The organism is Gulosibacter sp. 10, from assembly GCF_900163695.1.
GTDB lineage: Bacteria > Actinomycetota > Actinomycetes > Actinomycetales > Microbacteriaceae > Gulosibacter.
The window spans coordinates 14,012-32,973 of sequence record NZ_FUIC01000042.1; the positions used below are offsets into that span (position 1 = coordinate 14,012).

At 69.6% G+C, this 18,962-nt stretch carries 25 protein-coding genes and 1 tRNA gene; 6 read left to right on the forward strand and 20 right to left on the reverse strand.

Features of this window, described 5'->3' with window-relative positions:
- Positions 1–3: 3 nt before the first annotated feature.
- From rplK to secE, 3 genes are all read right to left on the reverse strand, one after another.
- Complete coding sequence (rplK, locus tag FM112_RS14365; RefSeq protein ID WP_087008802.1) at positions 4–438, reverse strand: 50S ribosomal protein L11; 435 nt, start codon at positions 436–438, stop codon at positions 4–6.
- Positions 439–605: 167 nt separating this feature from the next.
- A complete protein-coding gene (gene nusG / locus FM112_RS14370) occupies positions 606–1,511 on the reverse strand; it encodes a transcription termination/antitermination protein NusG (protein WP_087008804.1) in 906 nt (301 codons plus the stop codon).
- Between the two features lie 51 nt (positions 1,512–1,562).
- Positions 1,563–2,117 (reverse strand): preprotein translocase subunit SecE, encoded by a 555-nt coding sequence (gene secE / locus FM112_RS17730; RefSeq protein WP_369678177.1) that lies wholly within the window; start codon positions 2,115–2,117, stop codon positions 1,563–1,565.
- A 222-nt stretch (positions 2,118–2,339) separates the two neighbouring features.
- Here secE and FM112_RS14380 point away from each other — a divergent pair.
- Positions 2,340–2,412, forward strand: a tRNA-Trp gene (locus FM112_RS14380).
- 163 nt (positions 2,413–2,575) lie between these two features.
- On the opposite strand, the gene FM112_RS14385 is transcribed toward FM112_RS14380, so the two are convergent.
- Complete coding sequence (locus FM112_RS14385; protein ID WP_087008809.1) at positions 2,576–2,830, reverse strand: hypothetical protein; 255 nt, start codon at positions 2,828–2,830, stop codon at positions 2,576–2,578.
- A 133-nt stretch (positions 2,831–2,963) separates the two neighbouring features.
- On the opposite strand from FM112_RS14385, the gene FM112_RS14390 reads away from it, so the two are divergent.
- A complete protein-coding gene (locus FM112_RS14390; RefSeq protein ID WP_087008811.1) occupies positions 2,964–3,593 on the forward strand; it encodes a TetR/AcrR family transcriptional regulator in 630 nt (209 codons plus the stop codon).
- 88 nt (positions 3,594–3,681) lie between these two features.
- Here FM112_RS14390 and FM112_RS14395 read toward each other — a convergent pair whose 3' ends face one another.
- The 7 genes from FM112_RS14395 to FM112_RS14425 all read right to left on the reverse strand — a co-directional run bounded on the left by FM112_RS14395 (position 3,682) and on the right by FM112_RS14425 (position 9,077).
- A complete protein-coding gene (locus FM112_RS14395; RefSeq protein ID WP_087008813.1) occupies positions 3,682–4,041 on the reverse strand; it encodes a hypothetical protein in 360 nt (119 codons plus the stop codon).
- 45 nt (positions 4,042–4,086) lie between these two features.
- Positions 4,087–4,839: an ABC transporter permease gene (locus tag FM112_RS14400; RefSeq protein ID WP_087008815.1), complete on the reverse strand. Its 753-nt coding sequence runs from the start codon at positions 4,837–4,839 to the stop codon at positions 4,087–4,089.
- 1 nt (position 4,840) lies between these two features.
- Complete coding sequence (locus tag FM112_RS14405) at positions 4,841–5,590, reverse strand: ABC transporter permease (protein WP_087008817.1); 750 nt, start codon at positions 5,588–5,590, stop codon at positions 4,841–4,843.
- Positions 5,587–6,492: an ABC transporter ATP-binding protein gene (locus FM112_RS14410; protein ID WP_087008819.1), complete on the reverse strand. Its 906-nt coding sequence runs from the start codon at positions 6,490–6,492 to the stop codon at positions 5,587–5,589. The genes FM112_RS14405 and FM112_RS14410 overlap by 4 nt, the downstream gene beginning before the upstream one ends.
- A gap of 146 nt (positions 6,493–6,638) precedes the next feature.
- The gene (locus FM112_RS14415; protein ID WP_087008821.1) at positions 6,639–7,310 is read right to left on the reverse strand and encodes a response regulator transcription factor; all 672 of its coding nucleotides are present in this window, start codon (positions 7,308–7,310) and stop codon (positions 6,639–6,641) included.
- Positions 7,307–8,566, reverse strand: a complete 1,260-nt coding sequence (locus tag FM112_RS14420) for a sensor histidine kinase (RefSeq protein ID WP_087008823.1) — start codon at positions 8,564–8,566, stop codon at positions 7,307–7,309. Before FM112_RS14420 ends, FM112_RS14415 begins: the two co-directional genes overlap by 4 nt.
- 58 nt (positions 8,567–8,624) lie before the next feature.
- Positions 8,625–9,077 (reverse strand): MarR family winged helix-turn-helix transcriptional regulator, encoded by a 453-nt coding sequence (locus FM112_RS14425; RefSeq protein ID WP_087008825.1) that lies wholly within the window; start codon positions 9,075–9,077, stop codon positions 8,625–8,627.
- Positions 9,078–9,140: 63 nt separating this feature from the next.
- Here FM112_RS14425 and FM112_RS14430 point away from each other — a divergent pair, with 63 nt between their 5' ends.
- Together FM112_RS14430 and FM112_RS14435 are read left to right on the forward strand one after the other, a co-directional pair.
- Positions 9,141–9,512: a VOC family protein gene (locus tag FM112_RS14430; RefSeq protein ID WP_087008827.1), complete on the forward strand. Its 372-nt coding sequence runs from the start codon at positions 9,141–9,143 to the stop codon at positions 9,510–9,512.
- On the forward strand, positions 9,509–10,501 hold the full coding sequence (locus FM112_RS14435; protein ID WP_087008829.1) for a DNA-3-methyladenine glycosylase: 993 nt from the start codon (positions 9,509–9,511) through the stop codon (positions 10,499–10,501). Before FM112_RS14430 ends, FM112_RS14435 begins: the two co-directional genes overlap by 4 nt.
- A 59-nt stretch (positions 10,502–10,560) precedes the next feature.
- Here the strand turns inward: FM112_RS14435 and FM112_RS14440 are convergent, their stop codons facing one another.
- Positions 10,561–11,277: a DNA-binding protein gene (locus FM112_RS14440; RefSeq protein WP_140400713.1), complete on the reverse strand. Its 717-nt coding sequence runs from the start codon at positions 11,275–11,277 to the stop codon at positions 10,561–10,563.
- A 115-nt stretch (positions 11,278–11,392) separates the two neighbouring features.
- Positions 11,393–11,686, reverse strand: a complete 294-nt coding sequence (locus FM112_RS14445; RefSeq protein WP_087008833.1) for a hypothetical protein — start codon at positions 11,684–11,686, stop codon at positions 11,393–11,395.
- Between the two features lie 40 nt (positions 11,687–11,726).
- Here FM112_RS14445 and FM112_RS14450 point away from each other — a divergent pair, with 40 nt between their 5' ends.
- Positions 11,727–12,086, forward strand: a complete 360-nt coding sequence (locus FM112_RS14450) for a helix-turn-helix transcriptional regulator (protein ID WP_087008835.1) — start codon at positions 11,727–11,729, stop codon at positions 12,084–12,086.
- On the forward strand, positions 12,083–12,763 hold the full coding sequence (locus FM112_RS14455; protein ID WP_087008837.1) for a cation transporter: 681 nt from the start codon (positions 12,083–12,085) through the stop codon (positions 12,761–12,763). Before FM112_RS14450 ends, FM112_RS14455 begins: the two co-directional genes overlap by 4 nt.
- Before the next feature lie 71 nt (positions 12,764–12,834).
- Here FM112_RS14455 and FM112_RS14460 read toward each other — a convergent pair whose 3' ends face one another.
- The 7 genes from FM112_RS14460 to FM112_RS14490 all read right to left on the reverse strand — a co-directional run bounded on the left by FM112_RS14460 (position 12,835) and on the right by FM112_RS14490 (position 18,824).
- Positions 12,835–13,692 carry an aldo/keto reductase gene (locus FM112_RS14460; RefSeq protein WP_087008839.1) on the reverse strand — a complete coding sequence of 286 codons (858 nt, stop codon included), beginning with the start codon at positions 13,690–13,692 and terminating at the stop codon, positions 12,835–12,837.
- Positions 13,689–14,123: a cupin domain-containing protein gene (locus FM112_RS14465; protein WP_087008841.1), complete on the reverse strand. Its 435-nt coding sequence runs from the start codon at positions 14,121–14,123 to the stop codon at positions 13,689–13,691. The genes FM112_RS14460 and FM112_RS14465 overlap by 4 nt, the downstream gene beginning before the upstream one ends.
- Positions 14,120–14,857 carry a RibD family protein gene (locus tag FM112_RS14470; protein ID WP_087008843.1) on the reverse strand — a complete coding sequence of 246 codons (738 nt, stop codon included), beginning with the start codon at positions 14,855–14,857 and terminating at the stop codon, positions 14,120–14,122. The genes FM112_RS14465 and FM112_RS14470 overlap by 4 nt, the downstream gene beginning before the upstream one ends.
- Positions 14,854–15,747 (reverse strand): helix-turn-helix domain-containing protein, encoded by an 894-nt coding sequence (locus FM112_RS14475; RefSeq protein WP_087008845.1) that lies wholly within the window; start codon positions 15,745–15,747, stop codon positions 14,854–14,856. The genes FM112_RS14470 and FM112_RS14475 overlap by 4 nt, the downstream gene beginning before the upstream one ends.
- Positions 15,748–15,897: 150 nt before the next feature.
- Complete coding sequence (locus FM112_RS17305) at positions 15,898–16,260, reverse strand: cyclophilin-like fold protein (protein ID WP_176386849.1); 363 nt, start codon at positions 16,258–16,260, stop codon at positions 15,898–15,900.
- A gap of 274 nt (positions 16,261–16,534) precedes the next feature.
- A complete protein-coding gene (locus FM112_RS14485; protein ID WP_087008850.1) occupies positions 16,535–17,770 on the reverse strand; it encodes an acyl-CoA dehydrogenase family protein in 1,236 nt (411 codons plus the stop codon).
- 97 nt (positions 17,771–17,867) lie between these two features.
- Entirely contained in the window at positions 17,868–18,824 is a 957-nt protein-coding gene (locus FM112_RS14490; protein ID WP_087008852.1) for an AraC family transcriptional regulator, read from the reverse strand.
- Positions 18,825–18,962: the final 138 nt, after the last annotated feature.

The following is an 18,962-nucleotide window of genomic DNA, read 5'->3' on the forward strand; positions in this document are numbered from 1 at the left end:
GGGCTATTCGCCCGTGACCTCGATGCCCATCGAACGAGCGGTACCCGCGATGATCTTGGCGCCTGCCTCGATGTCGTTCGCGTTGAGGTCGACCTTCTTGGTCTCCGCGATCTCGCGGCACTGGTCGAGGGTCATCTTGCCGACCTTGTTGGTGTGCGGGACGCCGGAGCCCTTCTTGACGCCGGCGGCCTTCTTGATGAGCTCCGCGGCGGGCGGGGTCTTGAGCGCGAACGTGAACGAGCGGTCCTCGTACACGGTGATCTCGACCGGGACCACGTTGCCGCGCTGCGACTCGGTGGCGGCGTTGTACGCCTTGCAGAACTCCATGATGTTCACGCCGTGCTGACCCAGCGCCGGACCGACCGGCGGTGCGGGGTTCGCGGCGCCGGCCTGGATCTGCAGCTTGATCAGACCCGAGACCTTCTTCTTCGGTGCCATGTTGTTTACCTTCTTTCGTGCGAATGGCGGGTTGCGGCCCGCGCACTCTCCCGGGTGCCCGGCCGTTCCGGGCTCCGGTGGTCTGTCGTCCGCCGTGCGGCGGATGAAGTGGTGTTGGCCATCCGTCTGCACGGATGGGGTGGGTGCATCCGAGGATGCGGGAGGTCCTAGAGCTTGGAGACCTGGTCGAACGTGAGCTCGACCGGCGTCTCGCGGCCGAAGAGCGATACCAGCGCCGTGAGCTTGCCCGCCACGGGGTTGATCTCGCTGATCGATCCGCTGAGGCCCTCGAAGGAGCCCTCCTTGATCGTGATCGTCTCGCCGATCTCGTAGTCGACTTCCGCGACCGGGGCCTTGCCGGCTCCGCTCGAGGCCTTCGCACTCGACTTGCTCGAGGCGTCGGGCACGTCGACGAGACTCTTAAGCATTTCAAAGGCTTCCTTGAAACGCAACGGGGTGGGGTTGTGCGCGTTGCCGACGAAGCCGGTGACGCCCGGGGTGTGGCGCACGACCGACCAGGTGTCCTCGTTGAGCTCCATGCGCACGAGCACGTAGCCGGGGATGCGCACGCGGGTCACCATCTTGCGCTGGCCGTTCTTGATCTCGACCACGTCCTCCATCGGCACCTGGACCTCGTAGATGTAGTCGTCCACGTCCATGGTCTGCGCGCGCTGGTTGAGGTTGTCGCGCACCTTGCGCTCGAAGCCGGCGTAGGTGTGGATGACGTACCACTTGCCCGGCTTGAGGCGCAGCTCGCGCTTGAACTCGGCGTAGGGGTCGACCTCCTCCTCGGCCTCGTCCTCGGTGGCCGCCTCCTGGGCCGCCGCCTCCTCGGCGGTGTCGACGTCGAGGACGTCGTTGACGAGGGCGTCGACCTCGGGATCGCCCGCCTCGCTCGTCGCCTCGGCCTCGTCGCTGGTGTCCGCCGCCTCGGCGTCGGCCTGGTCGGCGATCGCGTCTTCGTCGACGGACTCGACGACGCCGCCCTCCTGGGACTCCTCGACCTCGGAGCTCTGCTCCTCGGCGGTGCCGAAGAGGTCGTTCGGGTCGGAAAGGTTGCGGTCTTCAGTCACAGAGAATCAACTCGCTTCGTTCGTCGGTGGATGCGTCGGTACGGCAGTGGGTCAGGGCGTCGGCGCGACGGGCTGCTCTTCGCCGCCGCCGATCCAGGAGAAGAGGGAGCCCAGTTCGGTGCCGGTGCCGAACACCCACGAGGCCGCGTAGTTGAACAGGAAGTCGAGCAGGGCGACCAGCGCCATCACGATCACGAGGAAGCCGAGCACGACGCCCACGTAGCGCCAGAGCTCCTTGCGCGTGGGGGTGACGACCTTCTTGAGCTCGGCGATGACCTCGCGGAAGAAGCGGGCGAGGCGGTTCTCCGACTTCTGCTTGCGCTTCTTCTTCTCGGCCTCCGCCTCGCGGCGGCTCGCGGTCTTGCCGGACTTCTTCCGATCGTCGGCCTTCGTCCTGGTCTTCGACTTGACGGCTACGGCCTTCTCGGCCTCGCCGCCCTCGTCGTCGCGCTCCGCGCCGTCGTCGGCGGCATCGGCCTCTTCCACATCGGAGGATTCCGTGGACTGCGCCTCGGCGGTCTCGTCAGTCGTCTCGCTGTCGAGTGCATCACCGTTGCTGTTGGTGAGTTCGTCGTCACGCTCATCACCAGACGTGCCAGTCGCCACGCGGATTCCCTTCGAAGTATGTCGGTCGGCGCGCTCTTCCCCGAAACTGCTTTCGGGCACGCCGCATGATGCCGATCGGCAACCTCACCAGGGTACGCCACGGCCCGAGGAGTGTCGAGCGAACGGGGTGGAAACGCCGCCCGGAATGGCGTACGCTAACCTGGTTGTCGCATGGCTCACGCCGTGCGCTCGACGGCAGTGCGATCGGCTTCCGATCCGCACAGGGCGGTAGCTCAATTGGCAGAGCAGCGGTCTCCAAAACCGCAGGTTGCAGGTTCGATTCCTGTCCGCCCTGCTCTTACGCATCCTGCATCGGCGCGGTCGCGCGGAGGCTCACTCACGGGGAGCCTCCACGCGACCGCGTCGCACTGGTTAACGGGAGTTCCTGGGCGGGCTGGGCGCAGGCCCACGGGGCGGCGCTCGTCGATCCGGGCACACCGCCCCCTTCGCCACGCTCGTCAGAACAGGCCCGGAGGGGCCGCCATGCCGACGCCCGCACCCACCGCGGCGAAGATCCCGCCCATGACCAGCGCGTTGATCACGAACGGCTGATGCGGTCCGATGACGTCCTTGTCCGGATTCTTGCCCTCGCCCGCTTCGAACTTGGCCTTGCGCGCTGCGTACCTCTCGCGCTGCTTCGATGATTTCAGAGCCAAGGGCATGACCAGCGCGGCCAGGCCTCCCATGATGACGGCGAAAAAGAGCGATGCCATGCGATTTCCTCGTTTTCCTGATGCTGATGCTGATGCGCGACCATAGTATGTACACCGTACAATTCGAGGCAAGCCGGTACCCTCGATTCCGAGCGGCCGCCTCGACGCCGGTCGCCGGTGAGGAGGTCCTGCCATGCAGCAATCCGGGTCTCGCCGGTCGGCGAAGCGCGGCCCGCGCGGCGACCTCGATCGCACCGTCATCCTCGAAACCGCCGACCGGCTCCTGCGCACGCGCGGAACCATCGACGGCATCTCCCTGCGCGCGATCGCGGCAGAGGTCGGCGTCGCGACGAACGCGCTCTACACGTATTTCCCATCGCTCTCGCGCATCTGGCACGACCTCGGCGACGAGCGCCTCGGCACGCTGCATCCAGAAGACCTCCTCGCCGTGGACTGCCGCAGCTGCGCGCTGGTCTCGCTGGCGCGGCGCGCGCAGGAGATGGCGATGATTCCCGGCACGCTCTCCCTGCTGCGCGCCCAGCCCATCCTGGGGGTGCATTCGTTCCGCCTCAGCGAAACGCTCCTCGCGCTCACCGCCGACGCCCGCGTGGATCCCCGCGATGCGCACGATCTGCTGCTCGCCTGGTCGTACGGCAGCATGGCCCTCGCCGAGGAAGGCTGGACCAGCAGCACCGACGAGATCAGGGCGCAGCGCGCCCTGACCGATTTCCCGCTGGTCGCGACCAGATCGGAGCCGGATCGGGAAGCGCAGTTGCACGCGCTGCTGCGCGGGATCGGGATCCGGCACACCTGCGAGCCCTGACGATCGATGACCGCGACCACCCGAAAGCACCCGGTGCGATGCGAAGGTCGGCGGCCGATCGGGGATCCGAGGCCGATCGGGCCGCGCCCTATGCGTCGAGCGATGGAATCGTGAGCCAGAACAGGGCGGCGAGACCGGCGCTCACCAGCAGGGCGAGGATCGAGACGACGAGCGCGGCGATCTCGAGCCCCGCTCTCGGGCCGCGTCTGGCGAACCCGACCCCTGCGAGCAGGATGCCGACGAGCGCCGGGATCGGGGAGAGCCCCGGCCACGGCACCGCCGCCAGGAAGGCGAACAGCGCGACCCCGATCGCCGCGATGCTCAGACCGGCGCCGCCGGTTCGCCGCCGTTCGACGTCGGGATCCGAGATCGGCGGGCGGGGGTGCGGAGCCGGGACAGGGGCCTCGGCCCAGAAGCGAGCCTTGTCGTCAGGGGCGTTCGAGGGCATGAGTCCTCACCTTTCCGGAGAGTGCGCGGGCGGCCCGAATGCGGCTCAGGTCCGGGCGTCGCTGCGTTCGAGGATGCTGGTGCTGATTCCGACGATCGCCGCGGAGAGCACGACGGCGGCGATCAGGATCGAGACGACCACCGAGGTCTCGATGACTCCCGTGTCGGCGAACGCCGCGGTGCCGAGCTGGGTGACCCGGCTGATCAGCCCGTAGGGGCTGACGAAGATGATGCCGTCGACGCCGATGGTGAGCAGCGCGGATGAGAATCCGGCGCCGAGGAAGGCGACCGCGATCGGCGCGGCGAAGGACCGCATCAGCATCGACAGCCCGGACTGCAGCGCCGCGATGGGGATGCTCGCGAGCGCGATGAGCAGGCTGATGCCGAAATACTCCCCCGGCAGCATGCCGTCGAGTCCGAACACGAGCTTCCCCATCGCGATGACGCACACGAGCATGACCGCCTGCATCGATATCGCGAGGATCGCGACGGATGCGACCTTGCCGGTCACGATCGACAGGGAGCGGGTGGGGCCGCTCATGAGCGCGTTCCAGTTCGAGCCGCGATGCTCGGAGCGCCACACGAGGGAGGCGAGGATGCCGACGCCGATCGCCAGCGGGAAGAGCCCGTAGAACACGACCGATCGCAGCCACAGCGTGTGCCAGCCGTCTTCGAGCGGATTGCCGTCGGCGAGAGTGGTCGCGGAGCCGGTGATGGCGAGCGCGGCCGGCAGGATGAGCACGACCGCCCAGCTCATGGACCGCTTGAGTTTGAGCGCTTCGGCGCGGATGGTCCGCATGTCAGGCCTCCTGTCGATCGAACAGGCCGGTCAGCAGGATGAAGAGCGCGGCGGCGACGGCTCCGAGGATCCCGACGCTCGCGAAGGATGGCGCGATCTCCACCAGTACGCCGTCCCGGTATTCGGCGGGCATGCCCAGGGCGTAGTAGCCCCACGGCACCAGGTGCTGCACCCAGGCGGGCATCTCGACGCTGATCATCGCGAAGATGATGCCGAGCAGGCCGACGCCGATCCCGACCAGCTGGTTCTCGATCTTCGCCGCCAGCAGCAGCTGCACGGCGAGGATCACCAGGCTGACCACGGTCGCGGAGACGGTGACGCCGGCCCAGCGCCCGATCGGGACGGGAGCGCCGGTGCCGAGCATCGCGACGGCGATCCCGAACGCGATGACGGAGGCGAGCACGATCGCCCCGACGATGAGCACTCCGAGCGAGACGAACTTCGCACGGCACAGCCTGCCCGGCGTCGCTCCCGAAGTGGCCGAGAGCAGCCAGCCGTTGCCTTGATGCTCGATGTCGACCTGCCTGCTCGCGAGCACCGCCAGCAGCAGCGGCGAGGCGATCAGCGTGCCGTGGCAGATGCCGTTGAGCAGCAGATTCCAGGCCTCGTCCGAGCCCGGGGCGAAGGACGGATCGGACGTGATCGCGTAGAGGACGATGCCGAGGATGAGCGCGAACAGCACCGGCACGAGCACGCCCACCCGCAGGTGCCGCATCTTCGCGAACTCGTTCGCGACGACCTCGCCCGTCACAGTCCTCCTCCTGCGGTCAGGCTCATGAAGACCTCTTCGAGGGTCTGCTCGTCGCGGCGGACTCCGAACACCCCGATCCCCTCCCCGACCAGCGCGGCGACGACGCCCGCGGCGGCGCGGTCGTCGAGTCCCGGCAGGCGGAGCACGGCGTTGTCGAGGGTCGCGCCGCGCTGTCGTGCGAGGACCTCGTGCGCGCGCCTCGGGTCGGAGCAGTCGATGAGCACGTCCGGCGTCGCGGCGGAGAACAGCTCGTCGCGGGTGCCCTGGAAGATCATGCGCCCGCCGGAGAGGATGCCCAGGTCGGTCGCGGTCCTGTCGATCTCCCCGAGCAGGTGCGAGGACACCATCACCGTGACGCCGCCGTCGGCGAGGCGTCGCAGGAGGTCGCGGATCTCCTCGATCCCGGCGGGATCCAGGCCGTTCGTCGGCTCGTCGAGGATCAGCAGCCTGGGCTGTCGCGCGAGGGCCATCGCGATGCCGAGGCGCTGCTTCATCCCGAGCGAGAACTCGCGGACCTTCTTGTCCATCTGCCGCTCCATACGCACGGTGCGCACGGCGAGGTCGATCTGTCGATCGTCCAGTCCGAGGAGGCGCTGGACGATGCGCATGTTCTCCCGCCCGGTGAGGTGCCCGTAGCCGGGCGGCGACTCGATCAACGACCCGATCCGCCCCAGCAGCTCCCGACGGGTGCCGCGGGTCATCGGCTCGCCGAGCACCTCGGCCCGTCCGCTGGTGGGGCGGATCAGCGACAGCAGCATCTTCATCGTGGTCGACTTGCCCGACCCGTTCGGCCCCAGGAATCCGTACACGGAGCCCTCGGGGATGCGCAGGTCGAGCTCCTGCACGACGGCGCGATCGCCGTATCGCTTGGTCAGCTTCTCCGTGACGACGACATAGCTCATGCCGTCTACGCTCCCAAGAGCCGCGTCGCGGCTCGTCTGCTCGAACGACTAACTTCGCCTAGTCGAACGGCATTACTCGGGCCGGTGCGCGTAGTCGTTCCGCATTACCCGCTCGGCCGCTCGCCGACGCGACGGTCGGCGAGCGCCTACGGGGCGTCGGCGGCGAGGCCCATCCGGTGCGCCAGCACCACGGCCTGCACCCGATCGCGAAGCCCGAGCTTCGCGAGGATCCGTTGACCGTGCACTCGCACCGTGTTCTCCGAGACGAACAGCCGCTCCGCGATCTCGCCGTTCGACAGGCCGCCTCCGATCAGCGCGAACACCTCCCGCTCCCGCGGCGTCAGCTCGCCGAGACGAGCGTCGTCCGCCGCGGGCTCCGGGACACCCGCCGGCGGCGCCGTCGCGGCGAAACGATCGAGCAGTCGCCTGGTCGTGCTCGGGGCGACCACGGCATCGCCGTTATGCACATGATGGATCGCGGCCACGAGCTCCTCGAACGGGGCGTCCTTGAGCAGGAACCCCGAGGCTCCGGCCCGGATGGCGTCGTAGGCGTACTCGTCGAGGTCGAACGTCGTCAGCACCAGCACCCTCGGACCGCCCTCGGCGCGGATGCGACGGGTCGCCTCGACCCCGTCCATGCGGGGCATCCGGACGTCCATCAGCACGACATCGACTTCGGTCTCCCGCAGCATCGCGAGCGCCGTGTCGCCGTCGTCGGCGTCGGCCACGACCTCGAACTCCGGCCGCGTCTCCAGGACGGCGCGGAATCCCATCCGGTACATCTCCTGGTCGTCGACCAGCACGAGCCTGATCGTCATCCGTCACCTCCGGTCGGCAGCACGGCCCGGACCTCGAACCCGCCGTTCTCCGGCGAGCCTGCTGTCAGCGAGCCGCCGTAGGCGGCGACCCGCTCCCGCATCCCGACGAGGCCGTGCCCGCCGGGCTCGCGTGCATCCGGTCCTGCGGGCGCCCCCTCCCCGTCGTCGGCCACGCGCACTTCGACCTCGCCCTCCCGGTAGGCGATCGACAGCCGGACGAGGCCGAGCATCGGCCCGCCGTGCTTGCGGGCATTCGAGAACGCCTCCTGCACGATGCGATAGGCGGCCAGATCCACGCCGACGGGCAGCGCGAACCGTTCGCCGGCGGTCGTCACGTCGACCCTGATCCCGGTGGAGCGCAGCTCGCCGACGAGGCCGTCGAGCCGGTCGAGGCCGGGCTGCGGCGAACGGGACGGCCGGCTGTCGTCGCGGAGCACGTCGAGCATGCGCCGCATGTCCGCCATCGCGGTCCGGCCGGTGTCGCGCACCTGCGCCATCATCGCGCCGGCCTTGCCCGGCTGCGCCTCCGCGGTTCTCGACGCGCCGTCGGCGACCACGACCATCGTCCCCACGCTGTGCGCGACGATGTCGTGGATCTCGCGAGCGATCCGCGCCCGCTCCTCCGCCGCCGCGACCAGCGCCCGGGCATCGCGCTCGCGCGCCAGCTGGCGGGCGAGCTCCTGCAGCCCCGCCACGTGCCGACGTCTCACCCGCGCCGTCGCACCGACGACCGCGGCGAGCACGTCCGCCAGCACGAGCATCCCCGCCTCCCCGATCCGCAGCGCCTCGTCCTGGATGAGGGGCCGAGCCGCGACGACCATCCAGACTCCGACGGCGATCGTCGCGGGCAGCACGATCCTCCACCCGTAGCGTGCGCCCAGGAAGTACAGCAGCAGCGCCAGCACCACCAGCGGCGCGACGGAGTAGCCGAGCCCGAGCAGTACATATCCCCAGGCGAGCAGGAGGAGCACGGCCGCGATCGGCAGCGGCGAACGGCGCCGGACGACGAACAGCACGCAGAGGCCGAGCGAGAGGAGCTCGGCCGCCACGAGGCCGGGCAGCGTCAGCTCTCCGGTGACGACGTACTGCACGAGCAGGTACATCGCGTCGTAGAGCAGGATGCCGAGGGCCGCGACGATCTCGATAAGGAGCTCGTGCCTGCGGAACCAGCGGCCCGCGGCCGTGGACGGAGGCGGAACGGACGCGGAGTCGGGCAGGGCGTCGCGCTGCCTCGTCCCCGCCTCTGAGCCGCTCATGCCCAGGAATGCTATCGCGGGCGCATCCCCGCGTCCCGCACGTCGCGGCCCGCCGCCATCACCGGGCCTCCGGCGGCTGGGCGAGCGCCTCGGCGCAGCGGAGCAGCGCCTCGCCGAGCGCCGCGCGCTGGGCCTCGCTCAGCGACTCGCCCATCCGACGCTCGATGGGATAGACGACGGCGGCCGCGCGTGCCAGCAGTCCGCGCCCTTCATCGGTCAGCTGCGTGGGCAGCACCCGGCCGCTCTCCGCCTGCTCGGGACGGGTGACGAGGCCGCGGTCCTGCAGCGCGCGCAGGAGCCGGCTCGTCGCCTGGCGCGTGACGAACACCTGACGCGCGATCTCCGAGTTCGAGGCGCCGGGGTTCCTGCCGATCACCTCGAGGCAGGAGTACTGCGGCGTCGAGAGGCCCAGCGGCGCCAGCGCCTCGTCCATGCGGGAGCGCAGCGCGCTCTGCGCCTCCTTCAGCCGGTAGCCGATCGTCGCGCGGTAGTCCTGCCCCGGTTGCTCCATGTCAACATTCTGACATACACTCTTGATGTCAACTTGCTGACATGCATATTCGGAAGGAACCCCATGGCAGTCACCGGCCCCGACTTCATCGCCCTCCAGGTGCGCGATCTCGATCGCGCTGCCGACTTCTACGAGACGCGGCTCGGCCTGCGGCGCGCGCCCGTCTCGCCTCCCGGCGCCGCGGTCTTCGCCACGAGCCCGATCCCGTTCGCGGTGCGCGAGCCGCTCCCCGGCGTCGACCTCGACCGGGCAGCCCCGCGGCCCGGGCTCGGCGTCGCCCTCTGGCTGCACTGCGACGACGCGCAGGCGCTCCACGACTCGTTGGCGGCCACCGGCGTGGAGATCGCGAGCGCCCCGCAGCCGGGCCCGTTCGGCCTCGCCTTCACCTTCATCGACTCCGACGGCTACGCGGTGACCGTCCACGACCGGGCATGACCCCGACGATCCGGCTGCCCCGGCCGCCGGGGTTCTCCCTCGAGGCCGGCAGCGCCTTCGTCATGGACTTCGCCGCGAGCCAGGGCGGCGAGGCCGCGCCCGCGCTCAACCTCGCGTTCGCGCTCGACCGCACCTGGCAGCCGGTCGGCGTGCGCGTCTCCGAGCGGGATCGGATGCTCGACGCGGAGATCGTCGCCGACCCGCGCTCCGCGAGCGCCGAGGCCATCCGCGGAGACCTGCTGCGCATCCTCAGCCTGCACCCGGCCGAGGACGACCCGCTCGCCGAGATCGCCGCGCGCGACCCGATCGTCGAGCACCTGCGGCGGCGCTATCCGGGCCTGCGCCCCGTGCAGTTCCCGACGCCGTGGGAGGCCGCGGCCTGGTCGGTCATCGGGCGCCGCATCCGCATCGTCCAGGCCGCGCGGATCAAACAGCGCCTCTCCGAGCGATTCGGGATGCGCACGGAGTTCCCGGGCGGCCAGACCCTCTGCAGCTTCCCCGGCCCCGACGCGGTCCTCGACCTCTCCGCGATGCCCGGGCTCACCGCGCGCAAGTTCGAGACGATCAGGGGGCTGGCGCGCGCCGCGCTCGACGGGGCCCTCGACACCGGACGGCTGCGGGGCCTGCCGCCGGCGGAGGCCGCGGCCGAGCTGCAGCGGCTCTCCGGCATCGGGCCGTTCTCCGCGGAGCTCATCCTGGTGCGCGGCGCCGGCGCTCCCGATCTATTCCCGTCGCACGAGCCGCGGCTCGCGAAGGCCATGGCCGCGCTCTACGGCGCCGAGGACGGGCACGAGCACGAGCGGATCGCCGAGCGGTGGCGGCCGTACCGCAGCTGGGTCGCGCTCCTCATCCGCCGCTGGCTCGAGGACGAGACCGGGGAGATCGCCCGCAGCGTGCCGGTCGACGCGGTCCCGAGGCCCGATTTCGCGAGGCGGCCCCCGGGCCGGCGGACGGACGCGGGCCAGGCGTCCGGCATCACGCCAGCTTGATCGCCCGCTCCGAGCCGGAGGATTCGCACACCTCCGTTCGAGGCAGGACCGGCGAGTACTCAGCGAAGGCCGGTCGCGCTGGTCAAACCCGGGATCGGACAAGAAGCGATGGCCGCATCGAGCGTGGAGGTGCCGGCGACGTAGGCGCACGCGTCCGGGTCGATCAGTTCGAACAGTTCCTGCACCTCGGTGAGGCGATCCTCCAGCCCGGTGCGCGTGGAGAACACCGGCTCATTATGTGCGAGCCGGTTGCGGAACTTCACCACACGGGCGACCAGATCATGCACCCGCGCCCTCGCCGTGCCCCTGGGGAATGCCCGATGCAGCATCGGATTCCACAGCGTCGGCGTCCGCTCCGCGACCGTCAGATTCGCCCAGAACCCGAACGTCAACGCGGCCACGACCTCGGCGTGCGTCGGCGCCGAGCTCAGCCCGCGTTTCGCGTCCGCGACCCGGGACAGACTCACCTGATTCCGGCGACGCTGCCGAGCACGAGCACGCTGCACGCCCTGCTCCAACCGGAACAACGACGACCGCTCGTCGACCGACCAATCCGGGAAACGCAGCGAAAGTTCGCGGTCGTAGGCGTTGCGGACAGCAATTTCGAGGTGTCCGACATCCACGATCCCGGCAGCGGCGACGCGCGAGTTCCACGAGTACGTCTCCATCGCCAGAGCATGGTCTCCGTTCGCGACAGCGAGGTACCGCCGGTAACGCGGCGCGCTCAACCACCGCTCGGCCTGTACGGCATCGAGAGCGCGGGATGATTCCGACATGCCTGCTATGCTAGGCGTATCGCCCCGCGGGAACCGTCCTCTGTCTGGCCCAGCCAGTTAGGCACCGCGGGGCTTTGTCCTGCCCATGCTCCGCTCAATCTTGCGGCAACCGGGATCACGCCAGCTTGATCGCCCTGATCGCCCGCTCCGAGAGCCAGACGAAGAGCGCCAGGAGCACGAGCGCGGCGCCCAGCAGCGGCGCCGCGCTCGCCGCGCTCAGCCCCGCCGCATCCGTGACGGCTCTGGACCCGAGGTTGAGCATGTTCGTGTTCAGCGCCTGCGGGATGAGGTAGCCGAGCGGCCGCAGCGACCCCTGCAGCACGACGGCGATGCCCGCGACCGGGTGCAGCTCGCGCTGCTCGCCCTGCGCACGGGGACCGCGCCGCTGTAGCCGCCAAGAGCAGGGCATCGCATTTCCCTTAGGTCATCGACCGCTGTATAGTCAGCATATGCTGACTATTGCTTCTCGGGTGGACGCGATGAACCGCCTCGGCCGCGCGATGGCCGACCCGACCCGCTCGCGCATCCTGCTCTCCCTCCTGAACGGGCCGGGGCATCCGGCCCAGCTCGCCCGCGAACTGGAGCTCACGCGCACGAACGTGTCGAACCACCTCGCCTGTCTGCGCGGATGCGGGATCGTGGTCGCCGAGCCCGAGGGCAGGCGCACTCGGTACGAGATCGCCGATCCGCATCTGGCCGCCGCGCTGACGGCGCTGGTGGATGTGACGCTGGCCGTCGACGAGAGCGAGCCCTGCGTCGATCCGGCCTGCGGAGTTCCGGGCTGCTGCGGGGCGGAGGCGGGGCGATGACGGCGACGGCGGTTCCCGACCGTACGAGGGTGCTTCGGCGACGGATCCGGATCGTCGTCGCGATCACGATCACCTGGAACGTCATCGAGGCGGTCGTCGCGCTCGCGGCCGGCGGGGCCGCCTCCTCCGCAGCGCTGATCGGCTTCGGGCTCGACTCCGTCGTGGAGGTGCTCTCCGCCGCAGCCGTCGCCTGGCAGTTCGCGTCCCCCTCCCCCGAGCGCCGGGAGAAGGTCGCGCTGAAGGTGATCGCGGTGTCGTTCTTCGGCCTCGCCGCCTACGTCTCGGTCGACGCGATTCTGTCTCTGGCGGGGCTGCGCGAACCCGAGCACTCCCCGGTGGGGATCGTGATCGCGGCGCTGAGCCTCGCGGTGATGCCGTTCCTGTCGTGGTTCGAGCGGCGCACGGGTCGCGAACTTGGCTCCGCCTCCGCGGTCGCGGATTCCAAGCAGACGCTCATCTGCACCTATCTCTCCGCCGCGCTGCTGGTCGGGCTGCTGCTGAACAGCCTGGCGGGGTGGGCATGGGCGGACTCGGTCGCCGCGCTCGTGATCGCCGGATTCGCCGTCCGGGAGGGCGTCGAGGCCTGGCGGGGCGACGCCTGCTGCGCGGCTCCCGTGACCGCGCTCACCGGGGAGCGCGAGCAGTGCGAGGACGACTGCTGCCGGACCGGGATGTGAACGTCACCCACCCCGCACGAGCGGTGAGGAGGCGGCCCCGTGCAGCGCCCGGAACCGCGACAGCGCTCCCCTCACTTGCCGCTGTAGACGGGGAACGCCGAGTGCTCCCCGTAATCCCGCTCGTCCAGATCCCGCAACACCCCCATATCCCCAGCCGAGATCTCGAAATCAACCCGCGAATTGACGCGCATATGCTCCGGATTCGCCGTCTTCGGCAGCGACACGGTGCCGAGCTGCAGCGTGTACCGGATGCACAGCTGCGGCACGCTCACCCCGTACCCCGCCGCGATCGCCCCGACCCGCGGATTATCCAGAATCTTCCCGTGCGCGATCGGCGAGTACGCCTCGACCAGGATCCCCTTACCCCCGCAGTAATCGATCAGCCCCGACGGGGTATTGCCCGCGTGCACGAGGATCTGGTTCACGTGCGGGACCACGGCACCATGCTCGAGGATGTTCTCGAGATCCCGCTCCAGGAAGTTCGACACCCCGATCGCCCGGACCTTGCCCGCCTCAAGCGCCTCCTCCAGCGCCCGCCACGCCGCGAGATTGCCCTCGAAATAATCCCCGCCACGGAAGTCCTCCCACGGCTGCGGCGCATGGATGAGCATCAAATCGATATACCCGATATCGAGCAGCGCCAGCGACTCCTCGATCGCGGCCACCGCCTGGTCGTAGTCCTTGATCTCCGCCGCGAGCTTCGTCGACACGAACAACTCCTCCCGCGGCACGCCGGAGCCGCGCACGCCCTCGCCCACCCCGCGCTCATTGCCATAGGCCTGCGCGGTATCGATATTCCGATACCCGACCCCGATCGCGGCCTTCACCGCACCGGCCGCCTTATCATCATCGATGAACCACGTCCCCAGCCCGAGCCTCGGGATCGTGACGCCGTTCGACAGGGTGTAGGTCTCGTCCAGGACGCTCATGCGTGCTCTCCATTCTTCGGCAGTTCGTCGTACAGCTCGTCACCGACCGGCTCGAGCCATTCATTGCTCACGTTCGCACCCGGAGTGATGAACGCGATGTGCGAGCACCAGGAACCGACCTTCGCACCATGCCAGTGCTTGGTCCCGGCGGGCACTCGGATCGCGGTGCCCGGCTCCATGCTCACCGGCTCCTCGCCCTCGGCCTGGTACCAGCCGCTGCCGGCCGTGCACAGCAGGATCTGGTCGCCGCCGCTGTTCTCGCCGTGGTGGATATGCCAGTTGTTCCGGCAGCCCGGCTCGAAGCTCACGTTGCTGACGGGAACGCTCCCGTCGGCGAGCGGGGCGAGGTAGCTCTGACCGATGAAGTGCTCGGCGTAGGCGTCGTTGGGCTCCCCGAGCGGGAAGATCTGGTCGAATTCGGTGTCGGTCATGCTGACTCCTTCTCGTGGTCGATGCTGTAGCGCAGCCAGACGCTGCCGCCTTCCCGGACTTCGGCGGACTGCAGCGTGAAGCCCCTCGGGCCGTCCGGGGTGCGGCCGCCCGTCTCGAACAGGGCCGGGCTGTCGGACGCGCCGTCGGCGGCGGGGGCGATGACGACGCTGATCTCGTCGCACAGCCCGGCGTGGACGAACGACCAGTTCAGGACTCCGCCGCCGCCCAGCATGAGCGTCTCGATGCCGAACAGCTCCTTGAGCTTGGCCAGGAGCAGGTCCCGGTCGAGCTCCTCCTCGCCGGCGATCACATAGGAGATGCCGAGCTTCCGGAGAAACGCCTTGTAGGCGTTCGAGGCGCGGCCGGTGAGCACTTCGAGGACGTGCGCGTGCGTCGTCCGATAGGTCAGGTCCGGACTCTCCCAGCCGAGCCTCCCGGACGGGTCGATGGAGACGTAGTACTTCTCCGCATCCTGCACTGCCACGAAATCGCCCTCGGGCACCGGTGCGGCGTGCTCGTCGAGGGCGGGATGCCGGTAGCGGGTGAAGTTGTCGTCGGTGGTCACCCGGCCCGACAGCCACCCCTGATGGCGGTAGTGCGGGTTCTCGCCGAACGCGAGGGCGTAGAACACGTCGCCAGCCGTCGACGCTTCCGGGATGCTCATGTAGTTGCCGATGATCTTCCCGTCGAGAGACGTGAGCATGTGGCAGAAGATGAACGGTCGATCCGTCATTGGAGGTCCTCCTTATGCTGTGGGGCAGGCCGATCCCGGCCGTGCGTCTTGCCGGTGGCGGCGAGGCTGCCGAGCATTTTCAGCCGGTCCGCAGTCGGGCTCTCGGGCGGCGCGGTCCAGACCACGAGCTGCTGCTCGGCGTCATGGGCCTCGACGAGGGTGTCCCAGTCGAGGACGAGTTCTCCGACCTCCCCGTGGTCGAGCGTCTTCGTGCCGGTGCTCAGACTCTTCACCGCACGAGCGGCCCACCATTCGGCGAACTGGCGGTCCAGGACGGATAGCTCTCCGACCAGCGCCGTCAGCTGCGGATCATCGGGGTACTTCGCCGCCTCCATCCGCAGTTGCGCGACCGCGGTCTGCGCGACCGACTCCCAGTCGGCGTAGAGGGCGCGCATCACCGGATGCGTGAAGAGGATGCGCACGTAGTTGCGCCGCTTCACCGGGATCTGCCCGAAATCGACCATCATCGCAGAGGCGAGGTCGTTCCAGGCGAGGATGTCCATACGCCGTCCCATGACGATCGCCGGCGTCGTGGTGAGATCCGCCAGCACGCGCTGCAGCTGAGGCTGCACCTTCTGCTTCGTCCGCCGCGGTGCTCGGCTGGGTGGTTTGCCTGCGAGGCTGAAGAGGTAGCGTCGCTGGTCCTCGTCCATCCGCAGCACATCCGCGAGCGTGTTCAGCACGGGTGCGGAGACGGCGATCCTGCCCTGTTCGATGCGGGTGTAGTAGTCGGTGCTGATCGAGGCGAGCCTCGCGACCTCCTCGCGACGCAGCCCGGCGACGCGGCGCGGCCCCGATCCCTCGGGAAGTCCGGCCTCGCGCGGCGTGATCTCGCCGCGGCACGTCTTGAGGAACGAGCCGAGCTCGTTCATCTTCGCGTCTCCGACCATGCCGAAATCCTCCCACCGTCCGCCGCATCTGTGAGGGGGAGGAAAAGCTCCCCGGGGGCACGGCGCCGAGACGAGTCTCCCGGCATATGGCGAGCTCCGCGACCCCGTGCGCTTCCGTCGGCACCCGCACATCATCGGCAGCGGGCCGCATCACTCCGCGAGCTCGATGACAACCGGACGGTCGTCATCCCATCCCCGCAGGATCGAGAGGTCGCCCTCCACCGCTCCGATGCGCATGATGCCGTTGTAGGCGCCCACGTCGGCGTAGTAGAGCACGATCGCGTTCCCCGGGGCGTACCAGCCGATCGTGCCCGCCGGAGCGCTCTCCCCCGAGGGCATCCACTCCGTCGTGAGCGGACGGGGAGGCTCGGCGAGCACTTCCTGCCCGCCGTAGTCGGAGAAGTCGAGCGTGAGCGGTAGCTGGTCGATCAGGTCTCGTGCCGCCGGGTTGTCCCAGAGCCTCGCCTCGAGCACCTGATCGTCGATCCGAATGCGGATGGGGGTCTCGCTCATGGTTCCTCCTTCGGGTTCTCCGTTCGACTCCGTCGGTGCTCCGGGGACGTCCGGAGCCGTCGGGGCGCCGCTGTTCTGGGAGAGACCGGGCGGCGGGGCGTCGGCCGTCCGGCACGCCGCGAGCACGGCGCACAGCAGACCCGCGGCAAGCAGGGCGAGGAGCCGCCCCGGGCGCGCCCTCACGGCGGCGGGCTGCTGAAGACGGAGGCGATCGGACATGTTTCGACGCTAAGGCGGCCGCCCGTCTCGAGGGAGTCCCTGGGAGTACCCCCGATCAGGAGAGCCCCGATGCCGCGAGCGGATCGAAGCCTTCGGCAGCGAGCATCGCCTGCAGTTGACGCCTCCGCACGCCCGTGTTGCTGCCCTCGATGATCGGGTAGGCGAGAGCGTCGTTCAGGTGCCGCACCAGTGGGAAGTTCGAGTCGTAGGCGGTGACGCCCACGACCTTGATCAGGTCGTTCACCACGGCGAGACCGCTCTCGGATCCGAACACCTTCGAGTGCAGCGCCAGCTCTCCCCCGGCCGGATCCTGGGCGATCACCGCGTCGAGCGATCGCCAGCCGAGCAGGCGCATGGCCTCGATGCGCCCCTTCGTGTCGGCGAGGACGTCGGAGACCGACTGGTACTCGATGATCGGCACGGCGCCGCCGCGCTTCTGCGTGGTCGCGAACTCGTAGGCGACCTCCCACGCCCTGCGGGCGGCGGCGGTCGCGAAGGTGCCGATCGAGGCGCCGCTCGCCATGAAGGCGTTCAGGGTGAGCCGCACGCCGTCGCCTTCCTCGCCGATCAGATGGGACTTCGGCACGCGCACGTCGTGCAGCCGCACGCGGGCGGTCATGCACCCAGTGAGGCCGGGCAGATCGTAGTACTCCTCCACCTCGATGCGGCCCGCGAGCTGCTCGCGCTCGGCGACGACGAGCGAGACCCCGCCGGGCGTGCGGCACACGATGGTCATGATGTCCGGTCCGTCGCCGTCCCACCCGGGCAGCAGCGAGGACCAGGCCTTGCGCCCGTTGACGACCCACTCGTCGCCGTCGGGCACCGCCGTCGTCAGCACTCCGTCGGCGGGTGCTTCCGCGCCGAAGTTCGCGCTGCCATCCGGCTCGCTGAACGCCATCGCGGCCACCGGCGCCCCCTCGGATGCGAGGAACGGCGAGACGAAGCGCTCGATCTGTTCGGGCGTGCCCACCTCGTACACCGGCGCGAGCGCGATGAGCGGCCCCGCCATCGTGATGAAGAAGTCCGGCGACTCGACCGCGATCTCCTCGATGAAGAGGGCCGCGTCCACCCCGTTCGTGGCGGCGCCGCCGAAGGGGGCGGGGATCAGGGCGCGCAGCATCCCCGCCTCGACGGCGGCCTCGACCGCCGGCCGCATGAGACCGGCTCGAATCTGCGGATCCCGTTCGGCCCGCACCTGCTCCATCAGTGGTGCGAGCACGCCGCGCGCGAATGCGCGGACATCGGACTTCAGCTGCTGCTGTTCGGGGCTGAGCGCGAAGGAAACGGACATCTTCGCATCTCCTCTCTGAGACGGATGACTGATCGGCGGGCCCGGAGCATCGGGGCTCCGCGCCCGCCCCCAGTCTCACGAGGAGCGATCGAGCGCGCTATGCCATCCGTGCGCGAGAACTCTGCAGTTCGCGCAGTGCCCGGAACTCCCTCGGCGACGCGCCGTGGAACCGCCGGAAGGCACGCCCGAAGGAGCTCGGATCCGGGTACCCGACCGCCTCTCCGACGGCGGTGACCGATCCTCTTCCGTCCGCGAGCAGCTCGGCGGCGCGGCGCATGCGCATGGATCGCAGCGCGGCCGCGAAGGTCTCCCGCTCCCCTTCGAACGCGGAGTGCAGCGTGCGCGGCGAGACCCCGAACACCCGGCTCACGCTGTCGACGGAGAGGGCCGGATCGGAGAGATGGCGGCCGAGATACCGCACGATCAGCGCGCGCATGCCGACGGGCTGGAGCTCGGCGGCATCGAAGCTCCGCTCGGTGAGCGCGGCCGCCACCGCCGAGGAGAAGGAGAGCGCGAGCTCCTCGGACGCCCGGACGGGCACCTCGCCCCCCATCGACCACAGCGCCCGGATCAGAGCGATCGCGGCGGCGGCCGCGCCCGACCGGCCGATCGGCGCGCCGAGCGGGATCCCGACCCCGCGAATGTGCTCGTCGAGATGCTCGTGGGGGACGCGGAACGAGAGCATCCGCCAATCCCGGTCGAAGTCGAGGTAGAAGGGTCGAGTGGTGTCGAGCACCGTGAACTGCCCCGGCTCCACCACCGAATCGGCCGCGCCCTGCTTCGCCCGGCAGCGGCCCTGTAGCTGCAGGTTCACGAAGTAGTAGGGCTCCGCCGTCGCGGAGACCTCGCTGGAGCCGTGATGCGTCGCCTGGATCGGGGAGCCGACGCTCGCCCGGTTGAGCGCGCCGAGCGCACGGGTCTGGATCCGGGAGGCGAACCCCTCGGGGCGGCCGACCGGAATCGGCAGCAGCGGCACGAACGCACGGCAGATGACCTGCTGGTAGTACTCGAACTGATCTGCTTCGGGGAGCGTGCTCGTATCCCAGACGGCCATGGTCGCGCCTCCGTTCCGCGCTCGTCTCCATCATAGGGAGGCGGGCTCCCGAGGCGGCCGACGCTCGATCGACGAAGCCGCGTAACGACCGCCCCCTCCTCCACCTCCGTACCTCCGAATCTTGGCCGCGAATGGTCG